This is a genomic window from Solwaraspora sp. WMMA2059, assembly GCF_027497315.1.
In the GTDB taxonomy this organism is placed as follows: Bacteria; Actinomycetota; Actinomycetes; order Mycobacteriales; family Micromonosporaceae; genus Micromonospora_E.
Genome location: NZ_CP114908.1, coordinates 1,482,609 through 1,500,170 on the forward strand (window position 1 = coordinate 1,482,609; position 17,562 = coordinate 1,500,170).

Below are 17,562 nucleotides of genomic sequence, written 5' to 3' on the forward strand. Positions count from 1 at the left end.
GGTCATGCCGCAGCGGGCCGCCGGGGGCACCGGTCGGCGGGTGGCGATCGTCGCGGTACTCGCGGTCGTCGTCGCGGCCTTCCTCGCCGTCGCCGCCGAACGGCACGGCTTCTTCGACCTCAAGGTCTACTACGGGGCGATGCACCACTGGCTGCGCGACGGCGGCGAACTCTACGATCACATGAAGCCGTTCAGCCAGTACGGGTTCACCTACCCGCCGTTCGCGGCGCTGGTGATGTCGCCGATGGCGGTCCTGCCGTGGCATCTGGCGATCGTGGTGAGCGTGACGCTCGCCGTGGTGACCAGCGCGCTGGTGCTGTGGTGGCTGGTCGACCCGATCTCCCGCCGCGAGGGCTGGACCCGCTGGTTCGCCTTCGCGGTCGCTGCCTGCCTGGTGGCCGCGTACGAGCCGATGCGCGAGACGGTGAACTTCGGCCAGGTCAACACGCTGCTGCTGGTCCTGGTCGCGGCCGACCTGCTGTGGCTGGTCGCGGCCGGGTCGCCGGTGCCGCAGCGGTGGCGCCGGTTCGCCGGAGTCGGGGTCGGTCTGGCGACGGCGATCAAGCTGACCCCTGGCATCTTCATCGTCTACCTGCTGGTCACCCGGCGGTGGCGGGCGGCGGTCACCGCCGCCGGTACGGCGACCGTGGCGACCCTGGTCGCGGCGGCGGTCGCCCCGGACGCGTCCCGGGAGTTCTGGACGCAGGCGCTGTGGAACACCGACCGGGTAGGTGCGTTGGACTTCGTCTCCAACCAGTCGCTGCGCGGGGTCGTCGCCCGGATCGATCCGCTGCATCCGAGCACCGTCGCCTGGCTGGTGCTGGTGCTGGTCACCCTGATCTGGTGGGCGTGGCGGTGCCGCCGCGCTGTCGCAGCCGGTGACGAGGCGACCGGGCTGGCGTTGACCGGCGTGGTCGGCTGCCTGGTCAGCCCGGTCACCTGGGTGCATCACCTGGTGTGGTTGCTGCCGGCGCTGATCCTGCTGGTGGACAACGGGCTGCCCGCGGCGCGGGGCAGCCGGCGGCGGCGGGCGTTGCTTGGCTTCGCCGTGGTCGGCTATCTGCTGCTGATCAGCCGGCTGGTGTGGATCTGGCGCGAATCCGACGCCGCGAACGTGGCCGGCTTCGTCGGCAGCAACGCGTACGTGTGGGTGAGCCTGGGGCTCCTGCTGTTCCTGCCGGTGCGTGAGCTGGACCCGTCCGCCCGCTGGCCGGCACCGGCCGCCGGTCGACCGATCACGTCGAGGTGAGGCTGACGCACGTCATCTTTGCGTCTTTACGTGCGTCAGCCTCACCTCGACGCCGGATGCCGGGTCATCGTGCGGCGGTGCCGGTGGTTGGGCTGGCCGGCTGCGGCTGCCGCCACATCGGCCACAGCGGCGGGCCGTTGTCGGGTAACGCCAGCGGGTGTCGGGTGGTGGGTCGGTAGCCGTGGCGTAGGTAGAGGTCGCGGGCGGCGGGGCTGGTGGCGACGAGGTAGCTGGCGATGCCGGCGGTATCGCAGATCTGGTGTCGGTGACGTAGTAGCGCGCCGCCGATGCCATTGCGCTGCCGGTGCGGTGCCACCCCGAGGTACGCCAGGTAGGTGTGTGGTTGGCGCGGGGCGTGGGTGTGCAGCAGGCCGGCGAGTTGGAGGAACCGGTCGGCGTGGCGGCCGGTGATGCGTCGTAGCCGGGCGGTCTGCCGGTCGGTGGTGGTGTGGGCGATCGGGTACGGCAGCCACAGCGCCGCTGCGGCCCGGTCGATCGTCGTGTGGACGGTGCCGTCGGTCATCGCCTGGGCCAGCAGGCCGGGGCAGAGCCGCTGGTAGACGTCCCGCCGCCGTGCCGTGCCGGGGATCAGCCAGCGGGCGTCGGGGGTGTCGACGAACGCGTCAACCAGCACCCGGGCCAGGCGCGGTACGTCGTCCACCCCGGCCCGCCGCACCCGCACCGTGCCGGCGGGGCCGGCGGTCGCGGTCACCGCCGGCCCTGTCGGCCGTGCCGGCTCCGTCGGCCGTGCTGGCTGTGCCGGCTTCGTCGGTCGGTGGCGGCCAGGTGTCGCACCAGCTGATCGACCCCCGGCGGTACGGGTGTGAGCAGTTGCCGTAGTTGCCGTCGGGCGAAAATCCACAACGCTCCTCCAACGGCCACTTGATCGACTTCAGCACAGCGATTGCACGTACAGCACGAGCGAGCATCATGGCGTCGAACGTTGAAATTATTGATCAACGACATGGTCATCCGCCTGCGCCAAACCCACACTGGACGATGCCGACCTGAACCTGTAGGGGTAACCTGTCGCCTGACGGCTGTAGGCAGCGATGGGCGACAGCGGGGAGGCGCGATGACATCACAGCCAGGAGTTGCCGATGAGAGCAACCCGCCTCACTTCGGTGGTGTGCTGCGAGCACGTCGGGTCGGTCGCGAGTGGTCGCTTCGGGATCTTGGCGAACGGATACGGTTCAATCGCGGCTACATCGGAAAGGTGGAACAGGGCGACAAGTTTCCTGAACGGCAGTTCGCCGAACTTGCCGACCGGGCACTAGGTGCTAATGGTTTCCTGGTGGCAGCGTGGCGAGACGCAGCGGAGGAGCGACGAAAGGCTCTGGTGACGGGGCGGATGCTGACCGCCTCAACCAAAGACTCGCTAAAGATGATTGCAGCCGTGGAAGATTCCATGGATCTGACCGATCTGGAGCAAGCTACGACCCGGCTCTCGACTGCATACCTCGGCACCGCTCCTGCGCCGATGCTGCATTCCGCTGTAGAGTTACGAGGCGATGTCCTGCGCCGCCTACGAAGCCGCCAGTACCGGCCGAATGAGTTGGCCGACCTGTATCAGATAGCTGGCCGCCTTCAAGGGGTGCTTGCGTACGCCGCTCTCGATTTGGGGGACTCGGCGGTAGCGATGACGCATGCAGATGCGGCGCTGGTCTGTGCAGAAAATTCAGGTGATCGTGAGCTCCGAGCCTGGGTGCGGGGAACCCAGAGTCTCATAGCCAGATTCGACGGCAACTATAGCCAAGCTCTCGCGTCCGTCACGGATGGGCTCGCGCACTCAGCTACCAGTGCGAGCAGACTTCGCCTGATATGTGGGTACGCCCAGTGCAAGGCGAACCTTGGGGACTCGGCAGGCAGCAACCGGGCCCTCGACCAAGTGCAACATGAGCGGGAGAAGTTGATCCCAAGAGCCTCGGAGCGCGGGATATTCGACTTCAGTGAGGCCAAACAGCACTATTATGCCGGCAGCAGCCTGATCTGGCTGGTTGAAGCCTCAGACGCAGATCGGGCAGCCCGAGAAGCGTCGGAGGCGATTCGGCTGTGGGAGAACGGTCCGGAGGAGGGTCGATCGCTAGACGACGAAGCGCTGGCACGCGTTTATCAGGCAACCGCCTACCTGAAGGTCGGTAAGCTGGACGAGGCTGCGGCCGCTGTTCGCCCAGTACTCGATCTTCCACCAGAGCGCCGCATCTCGTGGATCCACAAACGTGTCGGACGCATGGCCGAGATACTCGGAACCAAGCGATTTGCCGGCACTTGGAAGGCCGAACAATTGCGAGCCGAAATCCGTGCCTTCGCTGAAGTCACGTAGCTCGGATTGAACTTCCGATCACATGTCAGCTGGCCAGGGTGAGGATCCGGTCGCCGGCGATCCGGGCCAGGTAGCGCACCTCGTCGAGCCCGACCGGGGTCTGCCCGGGTGGGCGGGGCACCTGGTAGACGCTGCGTTCCCCGTCCGGGCGCAGCCCGGCCGCCTGGTAGAACCGTCGGGCCCGCTGGTTGCCGTCGAGCACCCACAGCCGCATCGTGCGCCAGCCCTGCCCGGTCAGCCCGGCGATCGATGCGGTGAACAGGAGCCGACCGACCCCGGTGCCCCAGTGTACGGGGTCGACGTACATGCTGACGATCTCGCCGTACGTCGGATCGAGCTGGTCCCGGTCCTGGTCGATCCGGTACGGGCCGAAGGTGCTGAACCCGACGATCTGCTCGCCTTCGGTGGCGACCAGGGTGCGGAACGGGTGCTCAGAGTCGGCGGTGCCGACGTCGCGGCGGCGCTGCGCCCAGGCGGCGACGTTGAGCCGGTCGAGCACGTCCGCGGGGATCAGGCCCGCGTAGCCGGCCTGCCAAGCGCGCACGTGGATCCCGGCGATCGCGTCGGCGTCCTCCGGAGTCTCCTGCCTGACTTCTGGCATATGGGGATTTCTATCCTGTTTCACAACCGACGTCTAGTAGCACCGGCCGGGTGTCGAGTGGACCGGCCGGCCCCGCCGCGCGTCGCGCGTGTGTGAACCGGTTGGGAGACTGACGGGATGAGAGTCTTCGCCTCCGTCGACGATCTGGCCAGAGCCGTGGGCGAGTCGCTGGGGCCAGGCGACTGGTTGCCGGTCGACCAGCACCGGGTCGACATGTTCGCCGAGGCCACCGACGACCATCAGTGGATTCACACCGACCCGCAGCGGGCGGCCGACGGCCCGTACGGCGGCACGGTCGCCCACGGGTTTCTCACCGTCTCCCTTGTCCCGGCACTGATGCGCCGGCTGTACCGGGTGGACGGGGTACGGGCGAGGATCAACTACGGGCTCGACAGGGTTCGGTTCCCGGCTCCGTTGCGTACCGGTTCCGCCGTACGGGCCGAGGCCGCCATCGCCTCGGTGGAGCCGGTCGTCGGCGGTGTACAGGCGGTCATGGCGGTGACCCTCACCGCCGACTCCGGCGACCGGCCGGTCTGCGTCGCCGAGACCATCAGCCGGCTGCTGGTGACTGCACCGCGCTGACCACCGGTCACGGCAGCAGCGCCCGGATCAGCGCGATGGCGACGAAGACGACGATGAAGGAGAGATCGATTGCGGCGCCGCCGACGCGTAGCGGCGGCAGCACCCGCCGGACCGGGGCCAGCACCGGCTCGGTCACCGCGTGCAGGGCGGCGGTGACGCGGGAGCGGAGCGAGTCACGCGGGCTCGGCCCGGCCAGCACGGTGCTCCAGTCGAGGATCGCGCGGGCGATGAGCAGCAACTGGAAGACCAGGAGCAGCAGACTCAGAAGTGCGAACAGGGGACCCATCGGGGCAGACCTCCAGGACGACCGGTGAGCGTTCCACTATGCCCGGCGATCGTGTGTGGTCGCTGAGAATCGCCGCGGCGGACGGGTCCGATCGGCGAGGATCGGCCGCGCCCGGCTGCCGGGTCCTCCGGTGCCGCCGTCAATGTCGTACCCGGGCGGTAACTTGCGTGGCGATGCCCTTACCAGACAGTCTCTCGCTCGCCCAGGCCCGCCGGATCGCGCTCGCCGCTCAGGGCTTCACCGACCCCGTGCCGATTAAGGTGGCGAACCGTCGGCACCTGCGCCGGGTGCTGGACAGGGTCGGCCTGATCCAGATCGACTCGGTCAACGTCCTACAGCGCGCCCACTACCTGCCGCTGTACAGCCGGCTCGGTCCGTACCCGACCGACCTGCTGGACCGGGCCGCCGGGCATGCCCCTCGGGAGCTGTTCGAGTACTGGGGCCACGAGGCGTCGTTGATCCCGGTCGATCTGCAGCCGGCGCTGCGCTGGCGGATGGCCCGCGCCCGCGACGACGCCTGGGGCGGCATCCGACGTATCGCCGTCGAACAGCCGGAGCTGGTCGACCGGGTGCTCGCCGAGGTTCGCGCCCGCGGCCCGGCGACCGCCGCGCAGCTCGAGCAGGACACGATGCGGCCGAGTGGCAACTGGGGGTGGAACTGGTCGGCGGTCAAGACCGCCCTGGAGTACCTGTTCTGGGCCGGGGAGATCAGCTCCGCCGGGCGGACCAGCACCTTCGCACGCCGCTACGACGTGCCGGAGCGGGTGCTGCCGCCCCGGGTTGTCGCCGCGCCGACGCCGACCGAGGCACAGGCGCACCGGCAGCTGGTCGAGATCGCCGCCCGTTGCCTCGGCGTGGCCGCCGAGCCGGAGCTGCGTGACTACTTCCGGCTGTCGGCGGCGGCGGTCCGGCCGGTCGTCGCCGACCTGGTCGCCGACGGCATCCTGCGGCCGGTCCGAGTGCAGGGCTGGTCGCAGCCCGCCTACCTGCACCACCAGGCCCGGTTGCCGCGCTGGATCCGGGCCGCCACGCTGCTCAGCCCGTTCGACCCGGTGGTCTGGGAGCGGGCCCGCACCGAGCGGCTGTTCGGGCTGCGGTACCGGATCGAGATTTACGTACCGGCCGCGCAGCGGGTGCACGGCTACTACGTACTGCCGTTTCTCGAAGGCGACCGGCTGACCGCGCTGGTCGACCTCAAGGCGGACCGGGCCGCCGGGGTGCTGCGGGTGCCGGCCGCCTGGCCGGTGCCGGACGCCACCACCGATCCGGGGCAGACCGCGACTGCCCTGGCCGGCGAGCTGACCCGGCTGGCCGGCTGGCTCGGCCTGTCCGAGGTCGCGACACCGGCCACCGGCGACCTGGCCGGCCCGCTGACCCGGGCGTTGCCCGCCGCCGGTTCGCGCGGCGTGGCCATTGGTTGACCTGGCGGGTGCGCGGCCTGGTCGTTGGCTGAGCCGGCGGGACCGGCCGGTGTACGGTGGGACGATCGGCATCAAGGGAGGCGTGACGGATGGCGGGTCCAGACGGCGTGGCTGTGCAACGGCCCGTCGGTGACGGTCCGGGACCGCCCGGCGACGCCGGTCCCAACCCGGACGATCACTCCCACTATCACCAGCAGTACGCGTACCAGCCGCAGGCCCAACCGGACCGGTTCACCCGCCTGGTCAACCGGCTGTGGGCGCGGTCGCCGCGCTGGCTGGCCCCGTTGGCGGTGCTCGGCTGCATCGGCGCGGCCGCCGGCTACACGGTGATCACCGATCCGACGACCAGCAGCGCGGAGGCGGCACCCAGTTGCCTGCTGAAACTGACCACCGGGCTGGACTGCCCGGGCTGCGGCGGGACCCGGGCGGTCTGGTATCTGCTCAACGGTGATCTCGGCGCTGCCGCCCGGCACCACCTGCTGGTGGTCTTCGCCGTTCCGTTCCTGCTCTACGTCTACCTGGCCTGGGTCGGCCAGCAGCTGTTCCGCTGGCGGTTGCCGCAGTTGTCGCTCAGCCCGACGGCGGTCGGCTGGTCGCTGGGCGTCTGGCTGGCGTTCTCGGTGCTGCGCAACCTGCCGTGGGAGCCGTTCAGCTGGTTCTACGTCTGACCACTGCGGCCGCCCTGCGGGCGGCCGGTGGTCGGCCCGCCCGATGGACGCCGTGTTTGCCCGTGATACCGGCCGGCAACTAGAGTCCGAGAAATGTCGGAAATCGTGTCGCCGCAGGTCACGCTGATCGCCTGGACCCAGTTCCAGCCGCCCGCCGACGTCGACTGGTCGACCGACGCCGACGGTGGTCAAGCCTTGGCCGAGTTCGCTGGCCGGGCCTGCTACCAGTCGTGGCGCAAGCCCAACCCGGCGACCGCCACCAACGCCGGCTACCTGCGACACATCCTGGACAGTGGGCACCTGTCGGTGCTGGAGCATGGCAGTGTCACGTTCTACCTGACCGGGATCTCCCGGTCGCTGACCCATGAGCTGATCCGGCACCGGCACTTCTCCTACTCCCAGCTGTCCCAGCGGTACGTGCCGGAGCGCGACGCGGCCATGGTCGAGCCGGCGGTGATCGCCGAGGATCCCGAGCTGCACCGGCAGTTCGTCGCCGCCGCCGAGGCGAGCGTGCGGGCCTACACCGAGCTGCTGGAGGGTCTGGAGAAGCGGTTCGTCGACGAACCCAACCCGACGCTGCGCCGCAAGCAGGCCCGGCAGGCGGCTCGGGCGGTGCTGCCGAACGCCACCGAAACCCGGATCGTGGTCACCGGCAACTACCGGGCCTGGCGGCACTTCATCGGGATGCGGGCCACCGAGCACGCCGACGTGGAGATCCGCGACCTGGCGGTGGAGTGCCTGCGGCAGTTGCAGCGGGTGGCGCCGAGCGTCTTCGCCGACTTCGAGATCCGCCGGTTGCCGGACGGCAGCGAGGTCGCCGCGAGCCCGTACACCCGGCAGGGGGAATAGGCCACCGGCCCGTACCACCAGCGCTGAGAACGCGGTGCGGCCGTCCGATAGGTTGTCCGTATGACGCAGCACCACCTAGCCGGTCCCGGGGCGGGGACACCGACCCCGTTCGGGCGACTCCTGACCGCCATGGTCACCCCGATGAACGACGACGGCTCGCTCGACCTCGACGGCGCCGCCCGGCTGGCCAGCTACCTGGTCGACGAGCAGGCCAACGACGCCCTGGTGATCAGCGGCACCACCGGCGAGTCGCCGACCACCACCGATGCCGAGAAGGAGCAGCTGCTCCGGGCCGTCATCGACGCGGTCGGGGACCGGGCCCGGGTGGTCGCCGGTGTCGGCACCAACGACACCCGGCACACGGTCGAGTTGGCGGTCGCCGCCGAGAAGGTCGGCGCGCACGGGCTGCTGGTGGTCGCGCCGTACTACAACAAGCCGCCGCAGGCCGGGGTGGTCCGGCACTTCACCGAGGTTGCCGACGCGACCGGGCTGCCGGTGATGGCGTACGACATCCCGCACCGCACCGGCATCGCGATGAGCAGTGAGACGCTGGCCCGGCTCGGCGAGCACGAGCGGATCGTCGCGGTCAAGGACGCCAAGGGCGACCTGGCCGCCACCTCCTGGGTGACCGGCCGCACCGACCTGGCGTACTACTGCGGTGACGACGCGCTCACCCTGCCGACGCTGGCGATCGGCGGGGTCGGACTGGTCGGCACCTCGACCCACCTGACCGGTGCGCTGACCAAGCAGATGATTGAGGCGTACGTCGCCGGCGAGCACGCCGCCGCGCTGGCCCTGCACCGCCGGTTGCTGCCGCTGTTCACCGGCATCTTCCGCAGCCCCGGCACGATCCTGGTCAAGGCGGCGCTCGGGGTGCTCGACCTGCCCGCCGGTCCGGTGCGCTCGCCACTGGTCGAGGCCACCGACGCCGAGCTGGACCAGTTGCGGGCCGACTGCGCCGACGCCGGACTGGAGCTGCCGTGAGCCAGGCACACATGGAGTTGGACCTGCCGCCGCAGCTGCCGCCGGGCGGGCTGCGGGTGATCCCGCTGGGCGGGCTCGGCGCGATCGGTCGCAACATGACGGTCTTCGAGTTCGACGGCAAGCTGCTGGTGGTGGACTGCGGGGTGCTCTTCCCGGATGTGGAGCAGCCCGGGGTCGACCTGATCCTGCCGGACTTCGCCCCGATCCTGGACCGGCTCGCCGACGTCCAGGCGATCGTGCTGACCCACGGCCACGAGGACCACATCGGCGCGGTGCCGTACCTGCTCGCCCACAAACCGGACATTCCGTTGGTGGGTTCCCAGTTCACCCTGGCGCTGGTCGAGGCGAAGCTGGCCGAGCGGCGAATCGAGCCCTACACGTTGACCGTACGCGAGGGTCAGCGGGAACGGATCGGGCCGTTCGAGTGCGAGTTCCTCGCGGTGAACCACTCGATACCGGACGCGCTCGCGGTGGCGATCCGCACCCCGGCCGGCCTGGTGCTGCACACCGGTGACTTCAAGATGGACCAGCTGCCGCTGGACGGGCGGATCACCGATCTGGCCGGCTTCGCCCGGCTCGGTGCCGAAGGCGTCGACCTGCTGCTGTCCGACTCGACCAACGCCGAGACCCCCGGCTTCGTCACCCCGGAACGCGACATCGGTCCGGTACTCGACTCGATCTTCGGCAAGGCCACCGGCCGGATCATCGTGGCGAGCTTCGCCTCCCATGTGCACCGGGTGCAGCAGGTGATCGACTCGGCGTACGAGTACGACCGCAAGGTCGCGCTGATCGGCCGGTCGATGGTGCGCAACATGGGCATCGCCCGGGACCTCGGCCTGCTGCGGATCCCGCCCGGCCTGGTGGTCGGGCTGGACGAGGCGACGGCCCTGCCGCCGGACCGGATCGTGCTGATGTCCACCGGGTCGCAGGGCGAGCCGATGAGCGCGTTGGGCCGGATGGCGACCGGTGACCACCGGCACATCACCGTCGCGCCCGGCGACACCGTGGTGCTGGCCAGCTCGCTGGTGCCGGGCAACGAGACCTCGGTCTACCGGGTGATCAACCAGCTGGCCCGGGCCGGGGCGACCGTGATCCACAAGGAGACCGCCAAGGTGCACGTCTCCGGGCACGCGCCGGCGGGGGAGCTGCTCTACCTGCTCAACGTGGTGCGGCCGAGCAACCTGCTGCCGGTGCACGGCGAGTGGCGGCACCTGCGGGCGCACGCCCGGCTCGGCATCGAGTCCGGTCTGGACCCGCAGCGGGTCGTGCTCTGCGAGGACGGTGACGTCGTCGACCTGGTGGACGGGCACGCCACCCTGGTCGGGCATGTCAAGAGTCGGTACGTCTACGTGGACGGTCTCGCGGTCGGTGACGTCGGCGAGTCGTTGCTGACCGAGCGGCGGATCCTCGGCGACGGCGGGTTCATCGCGGCGACCGTGGTGGTCGACTCGGTGACCGGCAAGGTGGTCGGTGGGCCGACCGTGTCGGCGAAGGGATTCTCCGAGGACCCGGAGGCGTTCAACGCGGTCGTTCCGTTGATCACCGAAGCGTTGGGTCGGGCCGCTGCTGACGGCATCACCGATCCACACCAGCTGCAGCAGGTGGTCCGGCGGATTGTCGGCCGCTGGGTCAACGACGCGTACCGGCGCCGGCCGATGATCGTACCGACCGTGGTGGAGGTTTGAAGACGTCCTGAGGCCCGCCGGGGCTGACCGGGCGGCCGGCCGGCGGGCATACTGGTCGGACAGTTACCCACTGTCGTGACGAGAAGGCTGGCGTGCCAGGCGATCCCGGCTCCGGTGAGTCCCCTGCGGCGGCGCGGCGCAGGCTCCGACTCGCGCTGCGTCGCGCCCGCGAGTCGGCCGGGCTGACCCAGGGCAAGGTGGCGGACGCCCTCGACTGGTCGGTCTCCAAGGTCAACCGGATCGAGAAGGGCAGCGTCTCGGTCTCGACCACCGATCTGCGGGCCCTGCTGGAGTTGTACGGCGTGGTGGACGCCGACCGGGCCGTGCGGCTGCTGCGCGACGCCCGTACCTCCCGGTTGCGGGGCTGGTGGGACGAGCCGCGCTACCGGGAGCACCTGACTCCGGCGATGCTGCAGCTGCTGCAGTTGGAGGGCGAGGCCAGCGCCATCCGGGTGTTCCAGCCGACGTTGATCCCGGGCCTGCTGCAGACCCGCGAGTACGGCGAGTTCGTGTTGAACTTCTGGCGCAGCGAGCTGCCGGAGGCCGACCGCGCGCTGCGGCTCGAGGCCCGGCTGCGTCGCCGTGACCAGGTGCTGGACCGGCCCGATCCGCCGGAGTTCCACCTGGTGCTGGACGAGTCGGTGCTGTGGCGCACGATCGGCGGGCCGCGGGTGATGGTCGGGCAGTTCGCCGCCCTGCTACGGGTGGCGCGGCGACCGAACGTGCGGGTGCGGATCGTGCCGTTCGCCGACGCGGCGATCATGGCGATGCTGGCACCGTTCACGCTGCTCGACTTCGGTGACGAGGAGAACGCGCTGCTCTACCGCGAGGGCATCCTGCTGGACGAGATCGTCCACGCGGCGCAGCGGATCGGCCGGCACCGCGACTACTTCGCGCACATCTGGGACTCGGCCCACGACGAGGCGACCTCGGCCCGGTTGATCACCGAGCGGACGGCGACGTTGTCCGCCGATCTGCCGGTCGCGGAGGCCCCGTCCGTCGGTGGGTGAGTTCCGGTCGCGTATCGGCCGGGCCAGCTGCCGCGTTAACCAGGCAAATGCCGAATAGTCGGCATTAAGTCTGAAGCGGAGAAAAGACTATGATGCGGACATATCGCGGCTGGTGGCGGAGCAGCCGGTGTGACACCAACGCGTGCCTGGAAGCTACCGTGACCGCCTCCGGTGACGTGGCGCTGCGCGACTCGGCCGAGCCGGACGGGCCCTGGCTGGACGTCGACCGGCAGCAGTGGCGACGGTTCCTGCGCGGCGTCAACCGGGGCGACTTCGCCGGCCGGTAGGAGGCGGGTGGAGGCCGCCTCCCACCGACTCGGCCGACACCTGGTACGTGACGCGGCCCCGGGCGGTTCATCAACCCGGCTGTGACATTCGGCATCCGGGCCGGCCGATCCATCGACCGGCGCCCTCCGTACCACCTGTCGGCGTCCATCCGACGCCAACGGCAGAGGAGGTAAGGATGCGACGCCGACGAATCGTTACCGCCGGAATCACCGTCGCCGCGGTCGGGCTGCTCGCCGGGGTGACCCTGCCGGCCGTGGCCGGCGACGACCCGACCGACGGCGACGTCGCCACCGGTCAGCCGGCCGGTACGGACGGCCAGCCGGCCGCCGCGCACGACGACCTCGTCGCCGCGCTGCGTCGCGACCTCGGCGTCAGTGCGGCGGACGCCCGGACCCGGCTGGCCACCGAACGCTGGGCCACCCGTACCGTCGACGTTCTGCGGGCCGACCTCGACGCGGCGTACGCGGGCGCGTGGATCAGCCAGGACGGTGCCGACCTCGTCGTCGCGGTGACCGACCCCGCACAGCTGGGCCGGGTCCGCGCCGCCGGTGCCGAGGCCCGCCTGGTGGCCCGCAGCCAGCAGCAGTTGACCGGCGTGAAGGAAAGCCTGGACCGGGTGGGTGACGCCGCCAGCCCCGACCTGGCCGGCTGGTACGTCGACCTGGCCGACAACACCGTGGTGCTGCTCGCCCGGCCCGGAGCCCAGCCCGCTGCCCGGGACTTCGCCGCCGCCGCCGGAGTGCCGGCCGACGCGGTCCGGGTGGACGCCACCGACGAGGCGCCGGTGCCGCTGTTCGACGTCCGCGGCGGCGATCCCTACTTCATCGGTGCCGGCGGCCGGTGCTCGGTCGGCTTCTCCGTAATCGGCGGCTTCGTCACCGCCGGGCACTGCGGCCGCCCCGGCGACACCACCACCGGGTTCAACCGGCAGGCGCAGGGCGTGTTCCAGGCGTCGTCGTTCCCCGGCGACGACTGGGCGTTCGTCGCGGTCGACGACGACTGGACGCCGCAGCCGGTGGTCAACGACTTCAACGGCAACAACCTGCCGGTCGCCGGCAGCGTGGAGGCGCCGGTCGGGGCCAGCATCTGCCGTTCCGGGTCCACCACCGGGACCCGGTGCGGCGTGATCCGGGCCAAGGACGTCACGGTCAACTACCCGGAGGGTGCGGTCAGCGGGCTGACCCGCACCGACGTCTGCGCCGAACCCGGCGACTCCGGCGGTGCCTGGCTCTCCGGCGACCAGGCGCAGGGCGTGACCTCGGGCGGCTCCGGCAACTGCCGCACCGGTGGCGTCACATTCTTCCAGCCGCTGGCCGAGATCCTGCAGGTCAACAACCTGACCCTGGTCACCACTGAGGACGGTGCGACCCCGCCGAGCGGCGTGCCGACCGCCGTACCGACGGTCGCGCCGACCCAGCCGGCGGACCCGCCGCAGAGTCCCTGCGCCGACCACCCGGTGCTGCGCGACGGCGAGCTGAACCGGGTCGGTGACCGGCAGACCCAGCCGGACGGAAGGTTCTTCCGGGCCGGTGCCGGCCGGCACACCGCCTGCCTGCAGGCACCGGCCGGCGCGGCCTTCGGGCTCGCGCTGCAACGCTTCACCGCCGACGGCTGGCGCACGGTCGCCCGGGGCGACCGCGCCGGTGCCACGATGACCCGGTTGAACTTCTCCGGACCCGCCGGTGCCTACCGGTACCGGGTGCAGTCCGGTCGGGGCGTGGGTGGCTACCTCCTCGGGTTCTCGGTGAACTGACCGCCACCCGCCGCGCCGTCCCCGGGGACCGCCCTCCCCGGGGACGGCGCACACCCACGTCCCGCCGCTGAGTACGCGTACCCTGTCAGCCGTCAACCGGCGCTCGTAGCCTGGCCTACGGGAGGTCACGATGGGCTACGAGTTGCTGACCGTCGTCATCCTGGCGGCACACTTCGGGTTCCTCGCCTACCTGGCGGTCGGCGGTTTCCTGGCCTGGCGGTGGCCGCGGACGATCTGGCTGCATCTGACCGCGGCGGGCTGGGGGGTGCTGGTGGTCGCGGCCAACCTGAGCTGCCCGCTCACCGTCGCTGAGCACTGGTCCCGCCGCCGGGCCGGCCAGGCCGGCTTCGACGAGGGGTTCGTCGAGCGCTACCTGACCGGAGTGATCTACCCCGACCAGTACGCCTGGGCGGCCCGGCTGGCGCTGGCCACGGTCGTCGTGGCCAGCTGGGCCGGGGTGCTCAGGGCAGTTCGGCGACGGCGTCGGCGAACTGCGCCCCGGTGATGACCGCCGCGTTCACCAGCGCGGCGAGCTGCGCCCCGCTGACCCCGTACGCCAGGTCGGTGCTCACGTCGCCGGCCAGGATCAGCTCGCCGGAACCAGTGTCGTGCACGTAGGCCTTCGGCAGCAGCCGGTCGTGGTTCCACGAGTTGCAGAACCGGTACGCCTCGGCCAGCCGGTCCGCCGGCAGCCGCCGGTCGGCCAGCACCCGGCTGTGCAGCACCCGCTGCTGCTCGCCGAGCCGTTCGAAGTGGATCACCGCATGTCCCCACTTGCCGCCGACCACTCCGCTGTCATCGACGAAGTACCGGTCGCCGCGTTCGTTGAGCGCCGCCGTGATGCCCTCCAGAGTCAACGGCGAGACCACGTCCGGGCTGCCGCCCGCCGGCGGTACGCCGACCTCGCCGCCGGTGGCCGGCGGCTGATCGGCCGGTAGCTCGACGGTGTCGGTCAGCGGCTCGGCGGCCAGCCAGTCGGTGATCCGACGCGACTGGTGGTCGGTGCCGTTGCGGGCGTCGAACCGGCCCGCCAGCTCGGTGGCGGTGGCGGCCAGCTGCGCGCCGAGCGCGGCCATCGGCAGGTCGGCGGCCGGCCGGCCGCCGTACTCCGGCCGGTGGATCGTCTCGTCGCCGTGGCCGGCGGCGGCCGCGAGCCGGCAGACCAGGGCGCCGGCGGCGGCGAACTCCATCGCCGAGGCCTCGTCGTACGGCCGGTCGAGCCACTCCAGATGCTCGGCGAGGATCGCCAGGCCACGCTGGTGCTGACTGACCAACGCGCAGAACCGCAGATGCTCGGCCAGGTACGGGAAGGCATCACGTTCGTGCCGGTGCCGCCGGTACGCCCGCACGTGCGCCTGCGCCGCGTCGGCGTACCGGCCCAGCCGCAGGTACGGCATGATCACCGCGACCAGCGCCTTCTCCGGCTGCTCGGTGCAGCCGACCGCACCGCTGAGCACCGGTTCGACGATCGCCAGCGCCGCCTCCCACTCACCCCAGCCGGCGAGCAGCTCGGCCTGGCGGGACGGGTCACAGCCGGCGCAGTCGCTGTTCTCGTCCCGTGGGGCCGTCCGCCACCGGTCCAGCCACTGCCGGGCCTGGGCCTCGTCGCCGACATGGTCGGCTATCTTGCAGCGCAGGTTGTACACCGCCTGCAGACTCTGCCCACTGGCGGTGAACCGGCGCTCCATGTCGTCCAGCGCGGCCCGGGTCTGCGCCAGACCCACCCGGGGCGTGCCGCGCAGCGTGGCGACCGCCCACTTGTGGTACCAGCGCAGCAGTTCGGCGTCCCACGGCTCGAACAGCTCCGGGTACCGGTCGAAGGTGCTCAGACACCAGCCGAACGCCGGCAGCATCCGCCAGCGTTCGGTGTGGTGGTTGTACGTCTCGATCAGCGCCATCCGCGCGTCGAAACCGATCCGTGCCTGCCCGGCCGCGTCGGCGTGCGCGGCGATCCGTTCCAGCTCGGCGATCTTGCCGTCGCCGTCGGGCAGGTCGGTGGCCTCGTCCAGCGCCTGAACCAGCTCCTCGGCGGTCACGGGGTCTCCTCGGCGGTGGTGTCCGGCCCGGCGGCCGGATCGGTGAAGGCCCGGTCCAGCAGGGCCAGGAAGGACCGGTTGAGCGCGGCGCTGTCCACCGCCCGCAACGGATGGTGACCGGCGAGCAGCGCCTGACCGTACAGTGCCTCGACGGCGTTGCGCAGCGCCGCTCCCGCCGGTTGCCCGGCGAGCCGGCGGATGAGCGGGTGCCGCCAGTTGAACACCAGCTCCGGTCGGTGGTCGACGTCGACGTCGGCGAACGCGGACAGCACCTCCGACCACAGCTCGTCGGAGCCGGCCACCGCACGGCGCACACTGTCCTGCTCGCGGGCGGCCTGGCCGAGGACGTACAGGGCCGGCACCGTGACCGGGTCGAACTGCCGCAGTTGCGGTACGCAGTCCAGTTCGGCCAGCACCGTGCGGGCGGTGGCCAGCAAGGTCTCCGCCACCGCCAGCTGCCCGGGCGAGAGGGTCTCCAACCGGGCGGCCAGCTCACCGGGGTCCAGCCGGCGGGTGCGGATCGCCGGGTCCAGCCGGGGGAGGCGCTGCAGGATCTCCGCGTCGTAGGCGTAGCCGGCGTTGACGATCGGCGTACCGGCGGCGGACGCGATCGCGGCCAGTGACCGGAACTCGTCGACCGTCTCCACGTACCGGATCATCGCCAGATGCTGGCGGAACAGCCGCAGCGGCATCATCCCCCGGCTGGTCTCGAACGGCAGCCACGAGTCGACCAGCCGCAGCATCTCGTCGTCGCGGACGGCGAGCGCCTTGACCCCGAGGTGGTGCACCCGCAGGAAAGCGGCGAGCCGTTCCGGCTGGCTGACCGACAGCTCAAGCAGCCAGCTGCGGATCTGCTCGCCGAGCCCGTCGCGGACCGCGCCGAGCAGGTCGTCCTCGTAGAGCGCCTCGCGGCTGGCGGTCGGGCGCAGCACGGAGGTGTCGACCACGCAGCGGACGAAGAACGCCCACTCGGGCAGGAGCTTGCTGGCGTCGTCGCTGAGCAGCATCCGTTTCAGGTAGACCCGGTGACCGCCCTGGCCGACCGTTGACGCCGACGGCAGCACGAAGCCGACGCCGACCAGCCCGGCTTCCGGTACCCGCAGGTCGATCACGTCCATCGGTCGGGCACCGAGCAGCGTCGCGCCGTAGTCCAGCAGCGCCTCCCGGCGGGCCGCCGGGTCGGCGTGGACCACCTCCCACGGGGCCTGCGGCTCGGTCAGCCGGACCGGCTCGCCTCCGGGCGGGCAGAACAGCACCGGGACGTCCAGCAGCCGGGCGTAGTCGCGGACCAGGTCGCGGACCTGGTCGGCGGCCAGCCAGTGTCCGGCGTCGGCGCGGGGACGCAGCGTGACGGTGGTGCCGACCGAGCCGCGTGCGGCGTCGTCGACCTCGGTGGTGTAGCGCCCGTCGGCGTACCCAATCCAGCGCACCGCCGGTCCGCCCCGGGCCGAACTGGTCACCACCTCGACGGTGTCGGCGACCATGAAGCACGACAGCAGGCCGATGCCGAACTGGCCGAGGAAGTCCTGCCGGGCGAAGCCCAGGTCGTCCCGTTTGGAGGTACGCCCGACGCTGGCCAGGAAGGTGTGCACCTGCGGTTCGGTCAGGCCGATGCCGTCGTCGTGCACCCGCAGGCCACCGTCGGCGGTGGGCTCGATCCGGACGGTACCGCCGGCCCAGTCGGGCTCGGCCTCGCGCCGGGCGGTGATCGCGTCGGTGGCGTTCTGCACCAGCTCCCGGGCGAACACCCGGGGGCTGGCGTACAGGTGGTGGCTGAGCAGGTCGACGATGCCGCGCAGGTCGACCTGGAAACGGTGTTCCATCCGG

The 17,562-nt window shown here is 71.2% G+C and carries 17 protein-coding genes; 12 read left to right on the top strand and 5 right to left on the bottom strand.

Annotation, left to right across the window (positions count from 1 at the left end; genetic code table 11):
- The first annotated feature begins 4 nt into the window (after positions 1–4).
- Positions 5–1,249 (top strand): glycosyltransferase 87 family protein, encoded by a 1,245-nt coding sequence (locus O7553_RS06750; protein WP_348650127.1) that lies wholly within the window; start codon positions 5–7, stop codon positions 1,247–1,249.
- A gap of 64 nt (positions 1,250–1,313) precedes the next feature.
- Here O7553_RS06750 and O7553_RS06755 read toward each other — a convergent pair whose 3' ends face one another.
- The gene (locus tag O7553_RS06755) at positions 1,314–1,961 is read right to left on the bottom strand and encodes a GNAT family N-acetyltransferase (RefSeq protein WP_281553981.1); all 648 of its coding nucleotides are present in this window, start codon (positions 1,959–1,961) and stop codon (positions 1,314–1,316) included.
- A 363-nt stretch (positions 1,962–2,324) separates the two neighbouring features.
- Between O7553_RS06755 and O7553_RS06760 the strand changes: the two genes are divergently transcribed.
- A complete protein-coding gene (locus O7553_RS06760; RefSeq protein ID WP_281553982.1) occupies positions 2,325–3,572 on the top strand; it encodes a helix-turn-helix transcriptional regulator in 1,248 nt (415 codons plus the stop codon).
- A 25-nt stretch (positions 3,573–3,597) separates the two neighbouring features.
- Here the strand turns inward: O7553_RS06760 and O7553_RS06765 are convergent, their stop codons facing one another.
- The gene (locus O7553_RS06765; RefSeq protein WP_281553983.1) at positions 3,598–4,173 is read right to left on the bottom strand and encodes a GNAT family N-acetyltransferase; all 576 of its coding nucleotides are present in this window, start codon (positions 4,171–4,173) and stop codon (positions 3,598–3,600) included.
- Between the two features lie 117 nt (positions 4,174–4,290).
- Between O7553_RS06765 and O7553_RS06770 the strand changes: the two genes are divergently transcribed.
- Complete coding sequence (locus O7553_RS06770; RefSeq protein ID WP_281553984.1) at positions 4,291–4,755, top strand: MaoC family dehydratase; 465 nt, start codon at positions 4,291–4,293, stop codon at positions 4,753–4,755.
- Positions 4,756–4,762: 7 nt separating this feature from the next.
- Here the strand turns inward: O7553_RS06770 and O7553_RS06775 are convergent, their stop codons facing one another.
- Positions 4,763–5,041, bottom strand: coding sequence for a YggT family protein (locus tag O7553_RS06775; RefSeq protein ID WP_281553985.1), 279 nt, complete (start codon positions 5,039–5,041; stop codon positions 4,763–4,765).
- A 173-nt stretch (positions 5,042–5,214) separates the two neighbouring features.
- On the opposite strand from O7553_RS06775, the gene O7553_RS06780 reads away from it, so the two are divergent.
- The 9 genes from O7553_RS06780 to O7553_RS06820 all read left to right on the top strand — a co-directional run bounded on the left by O7553_RS06780 (position 5,215) and on the right by O7553_RS06820 (position 14,204).
- Positions 5,215–6,462: a crosslink repair DNA glycosylase YcaQ family protein gene (locus tag O7553_RS06780; RefSeq protein WP_281553986.1), complete on the top strand. Its 1,248-nt coding sequence runs from the start codon at positions 5,215–5,217 to the stop codon at positions 6,460–6,462.
- Positions 6,463–6,551: 89 nt separating this feature from the next.
- The gene (locus O7553_RS06785; RefSeq protein ID WP_281553987.1) at positions 6,552–7,130 is read left to right on the top strand and encodes a DUF2752 domain-containing protein; all 579 of its coding nucleotides are present in this window, start codon (positions 6,552–6,554) and stop codon (positions 7,128–7,130) included.
- 93 nt (positions 7,131–7,223) lie between these two features.
- On the top strand, positions 7,224–7,979 hold the full coding sequence (thyX, locus tag O7553_RS06790) for an FAD-dependent thymidylate synthase (RefSeq protein ID WP_281553988.1): 756 nt from the start codon (positions 7,224–7,226) through the stop codon (positions 7,977–7,979).
- Positions 7,980–8,039: 60 nt separating this feature from the next.
- Positions 8,040–8,963 (top strand): 4-hydroxy-tetrahydrodipicolinate synthase, encoded by a 924-nt coding sequence (dapA, locus tag O7553_RS06795; RefSeq protein ID WP_281553989.1) that lies wholly within the window; start codon positions 8,040–8,042, stop codon positions 8,961–8,963.
- On the top strand, positions 8,960–10,648 hold the full coding sequence (locus tag O7553_RS06800; protein ID WP_281553990.1) for a ribonuclease J: 1,689 nt from the start codon (positions 8,960–8,962) through the stop codon (positions 10,646–10,648). The genes dapA and O7553_RS06800 overlap by 4 nt, the downstream gene beginning before the upstream one ends.
- Positions 10,649–10,740: 92 nt before the next feature.
- Positions 10,741–11,658: a helix-turn-helix transcriptional regulator gene (locus O7553_RS06805; RefSeq protein WP_281553991.1), complete on the top strand. Its 918-nt coding sequence runs from the start codon at positions 10,741–10,743 to the stop codon at positions 11,656–11,658.
- A 92-nt stretch (positions 11,659–11,750) separates the two neighbouring features.
- Entirely contained in the window at positions 11,751–11,945 is a 195-nt protein-coding gene (locus tag O7553_RS06810; RefSeq protein ID WP_278168005.1) for a DUF397 domain-containing protein, read from the top strand.
- Between the two features lie 176 nt (positions 11,946–12,121).
- On the top strand, positions 12,122–13,699 hold the full coding sequence (locus O7553_RS06815; protein ID WP_281553992.1) for a S1 family peptidase: 1,578 nt from the start codon (positions 12,122–12,124) through the stop codon (positions 13,697–13,699).
- A 130-nt stretch (positions 13,700–13,829) separates the two neighbouring features.
- The gene (locus O7553_RS06820; protein WP_281553993.1) at positions 13,830–14,204 is read left to right on the top strand and encodes a DUF2784 domain-containing protein; all 375 of its coding nucleotides are present in this window, start codon (positions 13,830–13,832) and stop codon (positions 14,202–14,204) included.
- On the opposite strand, the gene O7553_RS06825 is transcribed toward O7553_RS06820, so the two are convergent.
- Both O7553_RS06825 and O7553_RS06830 read right to left on the bottom strand, forming a co-directional pair.
- Positions 14,161–15,735: a YbjN domain-containing protein gene (locus O7553_RS06825; protein ID WP_281553994.1), complete on the bottom strand. Its 1,575-nt coding sequence runs from the start codon at positions 15,733–15,735 to the stop codon at positions 14,161–14,163. The genes O7553_RS06820 and O7553_RS06825 overlap by 44 nt on opposite strands.
- Complete coding sequence (locus O7553_RS06830) at positions 15,732–17,558, bottom strand: HSP90 family protein (RefSeq protein WP_281553995.1); 1,827 nt, start codon at positions 17,556–17,558, stop codon at positions 15,732–15,734. Before O7553_RS06830 ends, O7553_RS06825 begins: the two co-directional genes overlap by 4 nt.
- Positions 17,559–17,562: the final 4 nt, after the last annotated feature.

Bases quoted from the DNA above. Each gene is read 5' to 3' on its own strand.
- O7553_RS06750 (WP_348650127.1), top strand. From the start codon at position 5: ATGCCGCAGCGGGCCGCCGGGGGCACCGGTCGGCGGGTGGCGATCGTC.
- O7553_RS06760 (WP_281553982.1), top strand. From the start codon at position 2,325: ATGACATCACAGCCAGGAGTTGCCGATGAGAGCAACCCGCCTCACTTC.
- O7553_RS06765 (WP_281553983.1), bottom strand. From the start codon at position 4,173: ATGCCAGAAGTCAGGCAGGAGACTCCGGAGGACGCCGACGCGATCGCC.
- O7553_RS06770 (WP_281553984.1), top strand. From the start codon at position 4,291: ATGAGAGTCTTCGCCTCCGTCGACGATCTGGCCAGAGCCGTGGGCGAG.
- O7553_RS06775 (WP_281553985.1), bottom strand. From the start codon at position 5,041: ATGGGTCCCCTGTTCGCACTTCTGAGTCTGCTGCTCCTGGTCTTCCAG.
- O7553_RS06780 (WP_281553986.1), top strand. From the start codon at position 5,215: ATGCCCTTACCAGACAGTCTCTCGCTCGCCCAGGCCCGCCGGATCGCG.
- O7553_RS06785 (WP_281553987.1), top strand. From the start codon at position 6,552: ATGGCGGGTCCAGACGGCGTGGCTGTGCAACGGCCCGTCGGTGACGGT.
- thyX (WP_281553988.1), top strand. From the start codon at position 7,224: ATGTCGGAAATCGTGTCGCCGCAGGTCACGCTGATCGCCTGGACCCAG.
- dapA (WP_281553989.1), top strand. From the start codon at position 8,040: ATGACGCAGCACCACCTAGCCGGTCCCGGGGCGGGGACACCGACCCCG.
- O7553_RS06810 (WP_278168005.1), top strand. From the start codon at position 11,751: ATGCGGACATATCGCGGCTGGTGGCGGAGCAGCCGGTGTGACACCAAC.
- O7553_RS06815 (WP_281553992.1), top strand. From the start codon at position 12,122: ATGCGACGCCGACGAATCGTTACCGCCGGAATCACCGTCGCCGCGGTC.
- O7553_RS06820 (WP_281553993.1), top strand. From the start codon at position 13,830: ATGGGCTACGAGTTGCTGACCGTCGTCATCCTGGCGGCACACTTCGGG.
- O7553_RS06830 (WP_281553995.1), bottom strand. From the start codon at position 17,558: ATGGAACACCGTTTCCAGGTCGACCTGCGCGGCATCGTCGACCTGCTC.